11 protein-coding genes and 1 pseudogene are annotated in these 15,655 nt (G+C 40.7%); 1 reads left to right on the forward strand and 11 read right to left on the reverse strand.

What is annotated here, in order from left to right; genetic code table 11:
- Positions 1-365 precede the first annotated feature (365 nt).
- From J2Y03_RS18890 to J2Y03_RS28960, 5 genes and pseudogenes are all read right to left on the reverse strand, one after another.
- Positions 366-1,589 carry an IS110 family RNA-guided transposase gene (locus J2Y03_RS18890; RefSeq protein ID WP_310196775.1) on the reverse strand — a complete coding sequence of 408 codons (1,224 nt, stop codon included), beginning with the start codon at positions 1,587-1,589 and terminating at the stop codon, positions 366-368.
- 397 nt (positions 1,590-1,986) lie between these two features.
- Positions 1,987-2,400, reverse strand: a complete 414-nt coding sequence (locus tag J2Y03_RS18895; protein ID WP_310196776.1) for an ester cyclase — start codon at positions 2,398-2,400, stop codon at positions 1,987-1,989.
- Positions 2,401-2,687: 287 nt separating this feature from the next.
- Entirely contained in the window at positions 2,688-4,859 is a 2,172-nt protein-coding gene (locus tag J2Y03_RS18900) for a patatin-like phospholipase family protein (protein ID WP_310196779.1), read from the reverse strand.
- Between the two features lie 307 nt (positions 4,860-5,166).
- A complete protein-coding gene (locus J2Y03_RS18905; protein ID WP_310196781.1) occupies positions 5,167-6,507 on the reverse strand; it encodes a hypothetical protein in 1,341 nt (446 codons plus the stop codon).
- Positions 6,508-6,789: 282 nt separating this feature from the next.
- Positions 6,790-7,218 (reverse strand): annotated as a pseudogene (locus tag J2Y03_RS28960) (AAA family ATPase); the annotation flags it as partial.
- A gap of 368 nt (positions 7,219-7,586) precedes the next feature.
- Here J2Y03_RS28960 and J2Y03_RS18910 point away from each other — a divergent pair.
- Positions 7,587-8,384 (forward strand): SDR family NAD(P)-dependent oxidoreductase, encoded by a 798-nt coding sequence (locus tag J2Y03_RS18910; protein ID WP_310196784.1) that lies wholly within the window; start codon positions 7,587-7,589, stop codon positions 8,382-8,384.
- 481 nt (positions 8,385-8,865) lie between these two features.
- Here the strand turns inward: J2Y03_RS18910 and rlmH are convergent, their stop codons facing one another.
- From rlmH to walK, 6 genes are all read right to left on the reverse strand, one after another.
- Complete coding sequence (gene rlmH, locus J2Y03_RS18915; RefSeq protein ID WP_132087363.1) at positions 8,866-9,345, reverse strand: 23S rRNA (pseudouridine(1915)-N(3))-methyltransferase RlmH; 480 nt, start codon at positions 9,343-9,345, stop codon at positions 8,866-8,868.
- 218 nt (positions 9,346-9,563) lie between these two features.
- Positions 9,564-10,796 (reverse strand): S1C family serine protease, encoded by a 1,233-nt coding sequence (locus J2Y03_RS18920; RefSeq protein WP_132087360.1) that lies wholly within the window; start codon positions 10,794-10,796, stop codon positions 9,564-9,566.
- Positions 10,797-10,922: 126 nt separating this feature from the next.
- The gene (locus tag J2Y03_RS18925) at positions 10,923-11,717 is read right to left on the reverse strand and encodes an MBL fold metallo-hydrolase (protein ID WP_132087358.1); all 795 of its coding nucleotides are present in this window, start codon (positions 11,715-11,717) and stop codon (positions 10,923-10,925) included.
- Positions 11,718-11,723: 6 nt separating this feature from the next.
- The gene (locus J2Y03_RS18930) at positions 11,724-12,521 is read right to left on the reverse strand and encodes a two-component system regulatory protein YycI (RefSeq protein WP_310196793.1); all 798 of its coding nucleotides are present in this window, start codon (positions 12,519-12,521) and stop codon (positions 11,724-11,726) included.
- Complete coding sequence (locus J2Y03_RS18935) at positions 12,508-13,830, reverse strand: YycH family regulatory protein (protein WP_310196795.1); 1,323 nt, start codon at positions 13,828-13,830, stop codon at positions 12,508-12,510. Before J2Y03_RS18935 ends, J2Y03_RS18930 begins: the two co-directional genes overlap by 14 nt.
- Positions 13,827-15,650: a cell wall metabolism sensor histidine kinase WalK gene (walK, locus tag J2Y03_RS18940; RefSeq protein WP_310196799.1), complete on the reverse strand. Its 1,824-nt coding sequence runs from the start codon at positions 15,648-15,650 to the stop codon at positions 13,827-13,829. The genes J2Y03_RS18935 and walK overlap by 4 nt, the downstream gene beginning before the upstream one ends.
- Positions 15,651-15,655: the final 5 nt, after the last annotated feature.

The raw sequence follows: 15,655 nt of genomic DNA on the forward strand, positions 1-15,655 counted from the left end.
CCATCTCACATCTTTTTCAATAAGAACTCTTATCCTTAATTAAGTAACCAACGAAAGTAATATAAGCGAGATTCTCCGGTTAAATACAGAACGGAGCTCGTTTCGGCGTAAATAAGGGAAGGTTTTCCGACTATACAAAGCAACCCCCCCCCATTTTCACGTTTTTCGAGTCAATAGGCGGAATCTCTCCGTCTATTTCTTACGATTAGTCAAGTGTATTTCAGTTAATTCATTTATGTTTTTTTATTTAGATGTATTGGAGAGGGGTACCCCTCCCCAATACATCTAAATTTCCCCATGACGAAAAGACCTCACGATATTCTTTTTTTCGAAAGGTCAGTATGCTATAGTGAATATTAACTTGGCTACGATTTTTGAGCTGGTAGTGCGGACTCATAATCGTAAAGTATGCCGTGTGTCAGTAACTGAAACGTCACTTTCAGAAACTTATTGATACACGCCACAATCGCGACCTTATGAGGCTTTCTCTGAGGTTGCGTTTTTAATTTGTAATAATAGTCTACTAAATGATTAGGTTTTCCTTTTGCCATAAGCATCGTACAAATCATAAAAAATAAAATCTTCCTTAGCTTCTTGTTTCCTCGTTTATTAATACGATCACGGTATTGTGTATTGCCAGATTGATAGCGCATAATATCGATGCCAACGTAAGCGTTCAGTTGTTTCGCGTTTTTAAATCGGCGAATATCACTTAGTTCGCCAATAAGTCTGCAAGCTGTTGTATCACCAATCCCTGGAAAAGAGCGTAATACGGTATATTCCTTTCTTCCTTCAGACATCATAACCATTTGTTTCACAAGCTGGTCTTTCTTTTCCATTAAATCCGCAATACGTCGGGCATAATCGCGTACTTGATTACAACGAATATCCGTTGGTTCAATGGCAGGATATGAATTTTTCGCAGCTTCTAATAACACGATGGCTTTTTTCTCTGCACGTTCTAGTGAAAGATTTTTACGTGTATTGCTTTTTAAACGATTTTTTATAATTGTCTTTGAATGAGCTAATAAAAATGCTGGATGTGGATACAATTGTACAAAATTTAAAAATAGCGCTGAACTCGGTGTAATAAGTCGTTCCAACTCTGGAAATGAAATATGTAAAATGGCATGCATACGATTGCGTAAAAGAATAAGTTCTTCTTCAATCTCGTCATAATAACGAGTAATCGCACGCATCTGTTCATAATAATCATTCTGCACATACGTCGTTTCACGTTCCAATTTAAAGTGGGTTTTCGCTAACTCATGGGCATCGCTAATATCGGTTTTCTGTCGACGCATTGAAGCCATTTGTAGGTTCGCTTCAAGCGGATTCATGCGGCAGTAAGTATGTCCGTGATCCCGTAGAAACTTTTCAACTGATTTTGAATAGACTCCCGTCGCCTCAAATACGATTTCAGGGGCTTGTCCATCAAGAGCTGTTATCTCCTTAATACGAAGGTGTAACTGCTCAAAATCAATGCGTGTATGATATAATTCCCCTTCAAATTCACATTGTCTATAGCCATCATAAATGGCAATGGTACTTTTCCCTTTACTAACATCAAGAGCGATGACATGTTTCATATAAATATTCTCCTTTTATAACCAATCATAGAAGTCTTCACAGTGCCTTATCGATTCCATTTTCTTATACACGATCTCTAGGACCCAACATACTAAACTGATTCAAACAAGGGTGTGAAGTTGGTCTGTTTAAAATACGGACTCTTACATGGTCCCATAGACGGATCGACCTTCCTTCACTTCTACTATAAAAAAATAGTAGCACAAACCATGGCCTTGGTTTGTACTACTAATGTTAGTATGTTTAAGCTATTTTTGATTTTAATTACTAATTAAGAGGATTTTTTCCGACTATTTATCTGACCGGGTGCTTAACCTGATCCCCAACCAATAGGGAAGACTTTCAGGTTAGGCAGGTCGTAGATCTTCCAATGATTAAGCCGCTATTTGCCAATTATTAAACTGAAATGACGCCGAGCTGCTTCATTAAGCCCAGATCATCCCTATGCAGCCATACTTCGGCAATCTTCCCGTTCTCCAAGCGAAAAATATGAACGTTTTGTATAACCACTGACTTCCCTGTTGCAGGGATGTTCAGCATCTGGCCTTTGTGCGTCCCGGTAAAGGTAGTCTGGACTACTACTTTATCGGCTTCCTCAATAACTTGCCCCAACTGGAAATGCAAATCTGGGAAAGCGGAAAGATACATTTTCGTCATTTCGATTGCCTGCTCTAACGTCATATACTCCTCTCCACCTGCATGATGTATCACAAATTTCGGATGAATAATCTCTCCTATCTGATCAAAGTTCGCGTTGTTGTGAACTTCATCAAAATAAATACGTATGAGTTCCGTATGACTTGTTGACATTAGAATTCCTCCCTCTTCACCGTAACCAACAGATTACAACCACTTATTTTTATCACGGGGCCTCGCTGCAAACATTAAAGAAACATCTAGTAATGTAATTACTTCCTCTACATTAAGCAATCTTTTCATAGTTTCTGGATTGTAATCATTGCTTAACCTGCTTGCGCGAAGCCCCGTCATCCCATTCCAGATTAACTACTCAAGCTTTGACTCCCATATTTTTAGGTTGGATATAAAAGATTTTAAAAAGCAATGCGATAAATCCTTTTAATTTATGAGTTCAAAATTTAACTTTTGGTTGCCCAAACGCGTCTGCCGTCAGGTCGGATTATCACCACAATACCATCGTCCTGGACAACCAGCCGGCTGCCAGGGTGCGTCCATGTATCAGATGACCAGATAGCTTTATTGGCTGCATCATAGATTACCAGATTGCCGTCCCCTTGCATGATGCATACTCCACCAGGACCACCTGTTCTTGAAGACCAGATTGCCTCCGGCTTTCCATTGATAGTTTGTGGCGGATTCGCAATGTTGCAGGCGCGTAGTTCGGTGTTGGCCTGACTAATTTGTGTGTCCAGTTTACGAATTATGACCGCTAGAGCAGGGCCTTTGATGCCTCCTAGTTCATTCTGAAGATCTTTTTTCTCCATCTGTAGTTCCTGTATCTTGTTATCTATGAGCTTGCACTGCGGAGCTAGGGCACCTGTAACTTTAGTGTTTTTATAGAGCACTAGATTCCCATCACTCTGAAATACGAAAGTAAACAATCCGTTTGCTGAATGTATAGGCCGATCAATCGCAAGTACCTCCCCTGCCAGCATATCATTCCCTTCTGCAGCGGGACCTGACTGGAGCCAAAGCCCATGAATAGGCTTCCATGGATGTCGTTCCCAATCAAGCCACCAGCTTTCTGCCTCAGAAGGGACTAATCCACCTGCCTGCTTCCGTTCCTGCACGATGTCCTTAAGCGTATTCTTGAGGGAACGGACCTCTAGCAATGCCTGCAAATCAGGTTTCATAGTCGGCGCGGGATGCACTGGGCGACCACTGTCATCATATTTCAGGAGGAAACCATTGGCTGCGTATTCCCGCACCCAAATGGACAGTCGGGTCTGAACAATCAAGCTAGTGCGACGTTGATAGGCGTACTCCTCTGTAAGCTGTTGATACTCCATCGGATTCCGCTGCTTAGCCTGCAAAGTATCATCCGCCCGCATGTAACCATGCGCCATCCGGATATCAATTAGGCCAGGGTCAATGGTCATGATGTCGTGGATGTCGAAGTTAGGCTGAATAATGGTCACATTCACACCCCAGCCACGCGGTGGGTCTATCTCGTTCAGAACAGTCTCGTCCGTCATAATGTCATTAGCAGCACGGCTCGCCACATCGAGGATATTAGCCGCCCCCACATTAAATGACGAAAGAAGCTTACCAGTCGCAACACTACGAGCGCTGTCCACCTTGCTATCGGAGGCTAAAATCGCGTAAACGTCGGTGGCTCCTGACTGAATAGCGACTTGGATAGGAACGATTTCCCGCACACCACCGTCTACGTAGTTCTCATTGCCGAGCTTAACTGGCGGAAAGGCTAAAGGAATCGAAGCAGAAGCAAGCGTGCCTTGTATTAGACTGACACGTAATGGGCTAGGCTTTGGCGGATAGGTGACTTTGCAATTATTCAGTTCGCTGGTCAGTCTAGTAATTTCTGAGTTGAGTTCACGCATTCTTTTGACAATTGCTGGTTTTCCGTTCACTGACTCATGCAGTAGAGCCTGAAAGTTGTCGGCCTCATTCTTCAGTTCCTCAATCTTCGCGGCGATGCTTTGGCATTGTGGAGAAAGGGCGGCCAAGGGTGCCTGAACTGGCGTGGTGTTGTCGCGTTCTAACATTTCTCCTGTTTCAGTCACAAAGCGCAGAGCCCCACTCTCTAATGCTACTGTCGCTAGGCGCAACTTAATACCACTCTTTTGCACCTTTTCCAAATCGAGCTTGGACGGGTCGCTCAGCTTGGTATTAATAGGCCCAAGATTATAGAGCGAACGTGAACTGCCTTTCACTACTTTACCGAGTTCATCTATAACATATCCAATATTTCCGACAGCCTCTAGCAATTCTAAAATGTCTTTAATATTCCCTCGAAAACCGTTGTGCAGTTGTAAGGACTGCTCGAGGGATGACTTCTTGAAAAAAGCGGCAAGCTTCGTGTTCTGGATATTCGCCAACCAGTCTTCCTCTCTCCACATATCAGAGTTGTTTTGCATATCACGCCAGAGTTTGATCAGCCCAGTGGGGTCCCCTTTTCCCTCAGCCAGCATAATCGCGTTGATTGAACCAACTGAACAGCCAGCTAAAATGGCGGGCCTAATTTTTTTTATCTCGTAAAGATAACGGACTGCTCCAACCTGGAAGTCACCTCGTGCCCCTCCACCACTAAACACAATTCCAACAGTCATAATCTCTCCTCCATATCCATTTATTAGCCCCACGGCATACGCTGAGGTAGATCGAACAAGATTTTCTTGAGCCTTATGACAATGCTTTATACAAAAGGTATTTAATGAACTAACGAAATATACCTTATCAATATTGAGAAGCGACACTTCATTAAGCCATAGCCTGTCATTCTGGCGAGAGATAAAAGTCAGTAGGTATTTAAATAAGCTCACCAAACAATCCAGATGTTTCCATACTGGATGGATTAGCGGTTTCACTTTTTCCAAGAAAGAAACATGTTGGTGTGCTGCACATTTAGTTACTTAATCACGATCCTTCACGGACTAATACTTGATATAGGAGCTCTAATGCTTTATTCAAATGCCGATAATAAGTGGCCGTTGATAAATTTAAGCTTTTGGCTGCTCGTTCAAGCGGTCGAACTCCTTCTATATAAGTAGTGGTTAACAACTTACCCAACATTTCTTCTTGCTCGTTGCCTTCGGTTAAGCAACGGATCGCTTCACCTAAATCATTCTTTGCATTATAGCCTGCCTTCTCGCCTGAAATGTCTGGTGCCAATCGATGCGGAAACAATCTACCGTAAGTCTGGATTAATAAAGGTTTGCTGGGAAGGACAGCCCAATGCTTCAAGATGTCTTTGAGCTCCTGAATGTATGGCTCCGCTTTCATTAAAGTGGAAGCTCCTGCCGTAGAACGATGGTTAACGGATCTATCCAGCTTTGTGATGAAGTCCTCTTTTCTTAAATCGAGCACGTAAGCCTGATAATCAGTACCGAGTTCAATGGTTGTATCCGCCCAGGCTGCACGTTCAAATCCGCAAAGCTCAAATACGGGAAACCACTCTCTCCAGGAAGTTAAGGCCAAGATCCACTCGGGGCTGCAGTAATGATTGAGTAAAGTGTGGATGAAATAAGATCGATACCGCCACTCAAGCTGGGGATCGATTCCTACTAACGCTATTAAATAGGCATTCGGGATGGGCTCCCATCCGTTGATGAACGGTTGTAACAGGGGGTCACTTTTTATTTCCTGTATGACTTGTTCATCGTGTAGGGGGATTTTGCCGAAAAAAGCTACAATGTTATCGTTTCTCCATATCGTAATAAAGGCGGAAGGTGCAACTTCCCATAGTTTGCTTATCCGATTTACTAGCGGCAGCAAGTCGACACGAGAAGTAGAAGTAAATTGGTGTGATTTGATGTATAAATCTCGGATAACCGGTAGGTCGCATTCTCGACATTGGCGAACTTCCATATCGTCCATATGTCCATAAAAACAAAGCGTACGAACGAGCGGATGCTCGTGTAAATTTAGTTTATCCAAAGGCGGCCTCTGACCCAGAAGCGGATTCAAACTTTCTTCCATACGAATATACTGCAGCGCTTTGCATCGCATTTGTTCGTAGGTATTTGGCTTACGAAGCATGAAATCTTCCAGCGTCCATGCTCTGACAGCGTCATGAAGCATCCAGCCATCTTCATTCATGATTACGAATGGCATTCCGACGAACTTACGAAACGCATCTGCCTCCAGCCCCGTGTCCATGATCGCTTCAAGTCTTTCTTCATTGAATCTCCAATAAACAGATGCAGCCTCGAGCATCCGATGCACAAAGGGAGGTTGCCCAAGTAGCATTTCACTCATCAGGACGGATATGAGTTGGAATTGTTTGTCGCGTTCCAACCGCCTGAGGTCATTACCCATTAGTATCGTTTCTGCGGCAAGAACCATTGCGAGCGGTACGCCCCTGGAAAAACGAAAAAGCTCAGTGTGACTGTCAATATCGGTAAGTCCACACTCCTTTGCGTATGACCCCACCTCGGTAAGGGTTAGCGCTTGAAGCTGAGTCATATGAATTCGGCCGGTCCATTCAGAACGCAGCCAGCTACCAGTGAGCAAATTACGGCCAGCCGTAACAATCTGAAACGACGCATCCAACGAGTTAAGCCAATTCAAAAACCAATAGGAGATAGAATGACAATGGTCGAATTCATCAATAAAGATAACTGCGTGGTTGCCTAAAGAACGCGAACGCCGGTTCATACAGCGGGCAATCCCTTCCGAATCCTCAGTAAAGTAGGATTCGCCAGCGTTACGAAGTTGTGTAGCTAACTGTACCAGAACACCCTCCTTCTGTTGGATCAGTTTACTTCCGTCTACGTAATAGAAATGATATCCTTCTGTTTCCATCATGAAGCGCCGAAGAAGCGTAGATTTTCCAATGCCGCTTTGTCCATAGATATGGAGCCAGCGCCACAACCAATCTCCTTTCACGTGTTGCCGCAACAGATCCAATTCATGTACACGGCCGACAAAACATGCCCACCCCAATTGAAATGTTTCCCCATATGACATTTGATCCCCCCTATAGACTACTAATTATTTTCAGTATATACAATCTAGTCTGATATCTCATCATATTATTGAGAGTAAATTGAGAGTATGTTGAGACGCAATTCTATTATAAACACCTTCATTATTTAGGTAAGCTCTAACAATTCCTATTTTACATTCATCATCATATGTAGCTATAGAAAACACCCCCGAGAGTAAGAGTTTTTGGTCTAACTTTTGGGGGGCGTTTCACTTATGATACGGTTCTCCAACATGTATTAAATTGAGGTTTTTACTACCCTAGAAATCTAAATAAGTAGAATTTCATATACCCTTACATATGTATATTTGATGGGTTCATTATTAATTACAAAGTATGGAGGAATGGTATGAAAGTATTAAATAAAGTCATGGTCGTAACAGGGGCTGGTGGAGGGATTGGGAGAGAGCTTGTTTTCCAACTCTTGGAAAGGGGAGCTAAAGTCGCGGCCATCCTCAACAAATCCGGGCTAGAGGAAATAAAATCATTAGCTACAGTCTATGATGGCAAGATTTCAATACACATTGCTAATTTAACCAACAGAGATGATGTGGAAAGGCTTCCAGAGGAAATCATCGCCGTTCACGGATGCATAGATGGGATTATTAATAATGCGGGAATAATTCAGCAATTCCATAGTGTGAATGATCTTGACTATGAACAAATTCAAAGGGTTATGGATGTAAACTTTTACGGTACGCTCTTTATGTGTAAATCGTTCTTACCACACCTTTTAAAACGACCAGAGGCTCACATTACAAATGTTTCGAGCATGGGTGGATTTCTTCCTGTGCCACATCAATCGATTTACACAGCTTCAAAAGCAGCTGTCAAAATGTTAACAGAAGGTCTTCATTTAGAACTAAGAGATACCAATGTAGGCGTAACAGTCGTCTTTCCTGGTGGAGTCGACACTAACATCGTCCAAAATGCTGGAATTAAAATAGAAAGTGCTGGCAACCATTCATATAAGTTGCTCAGCCCAAATAAAGCAGCTGCAATCATTATTAAAGGCATGGAAAGTAAAAAATTCCGAGTATTAGCCGGAAATGATGCAAAAATAATGGACTTTTTATATCGTTTAAATCCAAAAAAAGCTGTGGACATCATTGCTAAAAAGATAAAAATACTTGAGAAAAAAGAATGACCCTCCAGCTAGGCTTGTCAAATAGAGTGTGTAAATTTTTGGTGAAAACCTTTGAGAACCTAATTTTTTTTCTGATTAATAGGTAAGCGTCAAATCCAACCCACCGTCAACGGCACCTTCACCATGAGAACGTAGAGGTAATCGAATTGAGGAGGTTGCCTCTATGTCAACGAAAGAACAACCCCGCCAACTATGGGCCAAGCGTATTGTCGAGTTTCGCGCCAGCGGAATGACGATGGCTGCTTGGTGCTCCGCTCCCTAATGCTCCATTGATCAGTTAAAATACTGGCTTAACAAAGCCAGTCGAACATTCTCACCCGTTATACCTTCCACCTCGCCGGTTTGGGCACCTCTTGCTGTCGTCGATGCTAGGTCTACCTCCGGCCCCTCTCTTGTCGTTCGTATCGGAAAGAACTTGAATAAAAAAAATTCTAACATCCCCATCTCAAGGGAATTTGTTCAGTCAATACAAAAACCTCATTTACTTATGATACGGTTCCCCTCGATTAATTCGAAAAGCCCGATAAATCTGCTCTACAAGGATTAATTTCATCAGCTGGTGCGGAAAGGTCATTTTTGAAAATGAGAGCTGCTCGTTCGAACGTTTTACTACATCCTCGCTTAAACCTAAAGACCCGCCAATAATAAAGGCAATTTTACTTTTCCCGTAGGTAGCGAGTTTATCTAACGTATTCGCAAGCTCCTCAGAAGACTGCATTTTCCCATTGATTGCTAATGCAATCACATATGTATCCTGGCTAATCTTAGCCAATATTCTTTCACCCTCTTTTTGCTTTACTTGCAGCATTTCCGCTTCACTTAATTCTTCCGGTGCCTTTTCATCTGCTACCTCTATAATCTCTACCTTCGCATACAAAGTCATCCGCTTTAAATATTCGTCTATTCCCATTTTTAAATATTTTTCTTTTAATTTGCCAACCGTGACAATTGAGATATTCACAATCCACAACCCTCATTTTTATTTTACAAACAGTTTACAAACAAGTTATCCACAGAAGTTATCCACATGTCCACAATTTTTATCCACATATTGTATGGAATCATTTGTTCGCCACAATATATGTATCTGTATTTTGCCGAAATTCACAGCCTGTTGATAAGTTATCCCCAGTAATTTGAATAAAGACAGGATGGTACTTACTCCATCCTGCCTTCATTTTATAATCTTTCTTCAGCTAAGGTGATAGTGGTAGTTTCCAGCTTTCCTTCTCTGTAATACTTTACTTTCATTTCATCACCAATCTTCTTCTCCTGGTAAAGATGCTTCCTGAGATCGATAACATCATGTATTTTTTCGCCATCCAATTCAACAATCACATCGAGCTCTCTTAATCCAGCCTGTGCTGAAGGTGAATTTGGTAACACCTGACGAAGTGCAACTCCATAGGTGATATCCCGTGGTAATTTTAACGCTTCTTCTTGATAATAGCCAGGAATTTCAGCAACTGATTTCAAGTCAACTCCCATATACGGCCGTTTTACTACGCCAAATTGCTCCAAGTCCTTAATGATTGGTTTCGCATAGTTAATAGGAATCGATAGGCCAATCCCCTCAACTGCGCTTTGAGCGATTTTCATGGAATTAATTCCGATGACTTGTCCAGCAATATTGACTAATGCACCACCGCTGTTTCCCGGATTAATAGCTGCATCTGTTTGTAATACTTCCGCATTCCAGTCCATAATACCATCCTGATTGATATCAACCGGTATCGTCCGATTAATTCCGGAAATAATCCCTTGTGTAACAGAACCAGAGAAAGTAGCACCTAGAGGATTACCAATGGCCATTACAGGTTCACCCATTTTTAATGCTTCAGAATTACCAAACTCGGCGATTTTTTTCACCTGTCCAGCATCAATTTCAAGGACAGCCAAATCAGTCCAAATATCCCCACCCAGCAGTTTAGCAGGTATCTTTGTACCATCATTCAAGGTCACTTCTAGCTGAGTAGCACCTTCCACCACATGCTGGTTGGTTACGACGTAAGCCTTATTTCCCGCTCTTTTATAAATAACCCCTGACCCAGTACCCGCTAGTCCCTGGTCAGCAGCCGTTTCATCGGACCAGAAATTAGATGTTTGGATATTATTAATCCCAACAATAGCATCTGCAGCTTTATCGATTGCTTTTGTCGTATCTGAATTTACATCGTACGTAACCTGTTGTTGAATAAAATTTCCTTGATTATTTTTATTTGTCCCAGCAGGCTGATTTTGATTTGGCTGAACATTGTAGGGAAGAAATCCTTGGTTGGATAATGTCGGAATTGAAATCACAACGAGCATGGCTCCAATTATCGCACCAACGATACTAGAAAAAAAATATCCTCCTCTCGTTCCATTTTTCTTTTGGTAACGCTCTTGGGAATGATCATCATAATAACCCATTTTCACCACGTCTCCCTTTCATAAGCAACTAATTTATATTTTGGCTCATACTTACAATTATACTCCGCCAACGGGAATTTTATAAAAAAAAGAACAAAGATACCCATCAAGTATCTTTGTTCTTCCTTATACTGCAGTAAGAATCGTTGGCACCTTCGGATCTGTATCGTAGAGGTCAAATTGCTCTCCTACAATTAATCCTTGGCTTTTTAGTGTTTGAGCTACTGACATTCTTGCTAAATCCTTCATATTGTTGTCGAGACTTAAATGGGCAAGATATACCCTTTTTGTATTGTCTCCAATGACTTCACTCATCGCAATCGCTGCATCTTCATTTGATACATGACCGAGGTCGCTTAGAATCCTTCTTTTTATACTCCATGGATATCTTCCCATTCTTAGCATTTGCACATCATGATTTGACTCAAAAATATAGGCATCGGCATTTGATATGATTCCCTTCATCCGATCACTTACATAGCCTGTATCCGTAATCAAGACCAATTTTTTTCCGGAATGATGGAAGACATAAAACATTGGTTCTGCTGCATCATGCGATACCCCAAATGACTCAATATCAACAGCGCCAAAGCTTGTTACACTTTCAGTGCTGAAAATCATCTTTTGCTCTAGAGGAATATCCCCAACCAGGCGTTCCATCGCCTGCCATGTTTTTTCATTCGCAAAAACAGGCAGTTTATATTTACGGGCCAATACACCAATCCCTTTTATATGGTCGCTGTGTTCATGAGTTACAAATATCCCTGATAATTTACTTATATCACGATCTATATGTTGAAAAAATGCCTCCATTTGCTTGCCGCTAAATCCGGCATCGACCAGAAAGGAGTGCTCGTCTGACTCTACATAAAGCGAATTCCCCGTACTTCCGCTCGCCAAAATGCTATATCGTAATGACATATTATTTCACTCCACATCCCTATTTTCATCGCTGTTAAATTGAATAATCTGCCCTTCCAATGCATTGACATAAAGGCTTTCTTTATCGTCTACCACAAAACGCCACGTAGGGGCTAAAGCTTGCGAAGCTGCAAGCTGAATTAATGTTGAATAGCCAAGCTCCACCTTGGTAATTTTGCTCTTTGGCTTCAATACACCCTTTTGGTGCAAGGTTTCGAGTGCCTTCAAAGGAGGGAGGAGTTCCTTCTTCTCTATCATTTTAAAAATATCCTCTAAATAAGTTTGTTCGTACGATATTATTTGATTTTTATCATCAATGTGAAAAATAATCATCCCACTTAGATTTTCATATAAAGTCATATTCTCATAATGTTGAAAGTAAATGATTGTATTCTTCTTATCATCTTTCTTCCAATATTGATATTGATCACCGAATAAAATATTATCCTTAATAAAAGGAGTAAGCTCTGCAGCCTCAAATTTTGCATTTACTTGTATTGGCTTATCTAGCTTCACTTGTAATGTTGTACTTGTCTCCTTCAAATTCACTGTTTGTCCCTTAAGCTTTACTATATCATCCTTGGTAAACATTTTAGGCTTCGCACTAAGATACTGGTCCTTTATAGGTACCTTCGGAAATTCTTTGTAGCTGATTTCATCTGCCTCCAGCTGTTCCTCGAATTTGGCCTCCGTAATGATTTCGTATTTATTAGCGTCTCTAATTTTCATAAATTGAAATAAGAGGTACACATCTAATATCAAAAACGTTATGATAAAAATGGTTTTTATTTTACTCCAATCCATGTAACAATCCCCCCAGGTCTTCCTTCGTGATTTGTCCCCATGACTGGTTATATCGATAGAACCAAGCAGGCTCTAGGAGGATCAATTTGTTTTCATCTGTATTCCTTGCCATCCGGTAACCTAAAACAAGTTGTTCTAGTAATTCTGGTTTAAAACTTTTTCGACTTTTAAGATATTCCAGCGCCTCAGATCCTGATGGAAGTGTTACATTTACCATTTCTGCCGTCAATGGAAGCTCTAGGGCTATATTAGGTCTGACATATTTAGTGATTTCATCCCTGCCCCATACCTCTTGAATTTCCGACATTCCACTTTCATTAAAAACAGGGTAACCATCGACACTATATAAACGGAACTTAACTGATTTTCTTTTCACATCAATTGCGACATACCGATAAGGGTCTGTCCATCCTCCATGACCATTAATAAAATCAATACTTCGCATTAATAAATCATAAGAGTTATCAACATAATTGGATTCTACGTTAGGATTAACATAATGCAGCATATTGGTATTATTATTTATCGTCATCTTACTAGAAACATCACTGTATTCTTCCCCGTTAGAGATTGTACCTCTTTGAACAAAACTTGGATCACTAAACAATGCCTCTTTGAATGCCTCCGAATTTAAAATAACTGGTAAATAGGTATATTCCATCATTTCCAATTTACCATCGGGAATAAAAACAGTCCGCTGTTCTGTCGGCTCAAAGGCAAAATACCGTTGATATTGCCCAGCGTTTTTAAAAAAATCTCGGTTAAAATCATTTAATAAATCGGGTGATATATGACTCCTATATACGTTCTGATAATCGGAAGAAATAAAATAAACTGTTCCATTTCCCTTTTCGGAATTCTCGACATTAATAACGATGCGATTAAAATTAAAAGCAGGAATTCTCTTTTCTTCAAATTTCAAAACACTGCGATATATTTCAATCGGAACATCGGCAGGAAAAACAATTTCAGCATTGCCATTTCCATGCACCAATTCTTTGATATCCTCTACCTGATCAGAATAATTGGTGATGTCATAGAAAGACCATTTCCTTAATGAATCCATCATCTTATCAAGATCTACTGCATTCGTTGTTCCATAGTGCTGACCGTTATGGTGAAATAACGCTAAATCAGGACTAATAATCTCCTGGAGCTCCTGTTTTTCTTTCAACGTTACTTCTGCAACATAATCATAGTTTTCCATCATGTCAAAATTAGGCTGATACGTCCAAAGATTCCAGGTTAATACAATACTAACCAAGATTAGAAATATAAGAATCGCTGATTTACTATTTTCATACTTCATGACCATTCATCCTCTTCAGATTGCTCGTAAGGAAGTGAAAAGGAAACCTCCGTACCCTTGCCCTCTTCACTCTCAGCCCAAATCATGCCACCATGAACATAAACCATTTCCTTCGCAATAGCTAAACCTAATCCTGTGCCGCCTAACTTTCTCGTTCTCGCTTTATCTACTCGGTAAAAACGATCAAAAATCTTTCCGATATTCTCCTTTGGAATCCCCACGCCTTCATCAGAAACACTGACAATAATTTTTTCTTCTTCCTCTTTTATTGAAAAAGTAACCTGTCCGCCTTCAGGAGAATACTTAAGGGCATTCGAAATAATATTGTAGAGGACCTGTGTCATTTTATCTTCATCAATTTCTACAAAAATAGCATGGCTTGGCAGTTTCCTTCTAAAGCTGACATTTTGGTCCTTCGCCATTTCAAAACGGTCAATAATTCGGTCGAAGAAATCAACAAAGTTCACCCATTCTTTTGATAGGCGATAATCTGTGCTATCCAATTTGGAGAGTTGAAGGAGGTCATTCACTAATCGAATCATTCTTTCCGTTTCAGTCCGCGTTACTTCTAAGAAATTAGGGGCGATTTCTTCATCTTTCCACGCACCATCTGCCAATGCCTCTAAGTAGCTTCTCATCGTCGTGAGCGGCGTCCTTAACTCGTGTGATACATTGGCAACAAACTCTCTTCTTTCTGCTTCTATTTTTTCCTGGTCCGTTATATCATGAAGGACCGCAATCAATCCATTAACAAATCCAGTCTCTTTTTGAATGACAGAAAAGTTAGCACGAAGGATGTATGGTTCCTTTTTTGTACTATAATCTAGAATCAACGAATCTTTCTCCTCTATTAAATCTTCAAAGGTATTGGTGTCCGTTAAACTTAATAAGGAAACAATCGGCTGCGAGAGAACTGTTTCACGTGAAACATTCAGCATCTCTGCAGCTGGTTCATTGATTAAGATAACTCTACCTTTCCGATCTGTCGCAATAACACCATCTGTCATATAGGATAAGACGGAAGAAAGCTTTCTTCTTTCCCCTTCGGTCATGGCCTGGGCCTCTTGGAGTTTTTTTGTTAAATTATTAAAGGTCATTGCTAGGGTTCCAATTTCATCCTGGCCATATACTTTTACCTTACGTGAAAAGTTCCCCTTAGCCATCGCCATTGCTTGCTTTTTCATATCTGTAATCGGTCTAGTAATCGTTTGTGCAAGAAGTATTCCTAAAATAGCTGTAATAGCTAAAGCAATACCTGTCCCCGTCGCAAAAATACTATTAATGGTTTTCATTTGCGTAAACACATTTTCTATTTTTGCTTCCAAATCTATAGCAGCAATTACTTGATTGCCTGATTTTATCGGAGTGGACAGTACCCAAATTCGATGACCGCTTTTTTGATCAATTTTGATACTGCTTTGGTCCTCCGCTAAATTGATTGACTGTGTAATCCGCAGCTCTGTTGTCCTCTGTCCAATGACTCCTTGATTAGGGTCAGAGGTTCCAAGAATTTTACGAGACTTACTTTCAATAACTCTAACTTCAAAAATATCTGCAGATTCAAAATCCCGAAGAATTTTTCTGATATCATCTTCAAGAATAGGATCTTCAGGAGTCCTTTTCTTTTCCATTTCTTCCACAACATTATAGGCAAGTAAATTAACGCGTTCTTTTATAGAGGTTTGAAAATTTGTCCTTAATGTTTCTTCGAGCTGCCTGACAAAATAGACGCCAATAATCTGCATCGCAACTAAAATAAGCAGTACATAGATGATGACAAACTTCACATGTATCGATTGAAAAAAACTAACCTTTTTCATGTAGG

The organism is Neobacillus niacini (assembly GCF_031457145.1).
Classification (GTDB): Bacteria; Bacillota; Bacilli; order Bacillales; family Cytobacillaceae; genus Neobacillus; species Neobacillus niacini_J.

Excerpts from the sequence above, each read along its gene's own strand:
- J2Y03_RS18920 (WP_132087360.1), bottom strand. The coding sequence starts at position 10,796 with ATGGGTTATTATGATGATCATTCCCAAGAGCGTTACCAAAAGAAAAAT.
- J2Y03_RS18925 (WP_132087358.1), bottom strand. The coding sequence starts at position 11,717 with ATGTCATTACGATATAGCATTTTGGCGAGCGGAAGTACGGGGAATTCG.
- J2Y03_RS18935 (WP_310196795.1), bottom strand. The coding sequence starts at position 13,830 with ATGAAGTATGAAAATAGTAAATCAGCGATTCTTATATTTCTAATCTTG.
- walK (WP_310196799.1), bottom strand. The coding sequence starts at position 15,650 with ATGAAAAAGGTTAGTTTTTTTCAATCGATACATGTGAAGTTTGTCATC.
- J2Y03_RS18910 (WP_310196784.1), top strand. The coding sequence starts at position 7,587 with ATGAAAGTATTAAATAAAGTCATGGTCGTAACAGGGGCTGGTGGAGGG.
- J2Y03_RS18890 (WP_310196775.1), bottom strand. The coding sequence starts at position 1,589 with ATGAAACATGTCATCGCTCTTGATGTTAGTAAAGGGAAAAGTACCATT.
- J2Y03_RS18895 (WP_310196776.1), bottom strand. The coding sequence starts at position 2,400 with ATGTCAACAAGTCATACGGAACTCATACGTATTTATTTTGATGAAGTT.
- J2Y03_RS18905 (WP_310196781.1), bottom strand. The coding sequence starts at position 6,507 with ATGAGTGAAATGCTACTTGGGCAACCTCCCTTTGTGCATCGGATGCTC.
- J2Y03_RS18930 (WP_310196793.1), bottom strand. The coding sequence starts at position 12,521 with ATGGATTGGAGTAAAATAAAAACCATTTTTATCATAACGTTTTTGATA.
- J2Y03_RS18900 (WP_310196779.1), bottom strand. The coding sequence starts at position 4,859 with ATGACTGTTGGAATTGTGTTTAGTGGTGGAGGGGCACGAGGTGACTTC.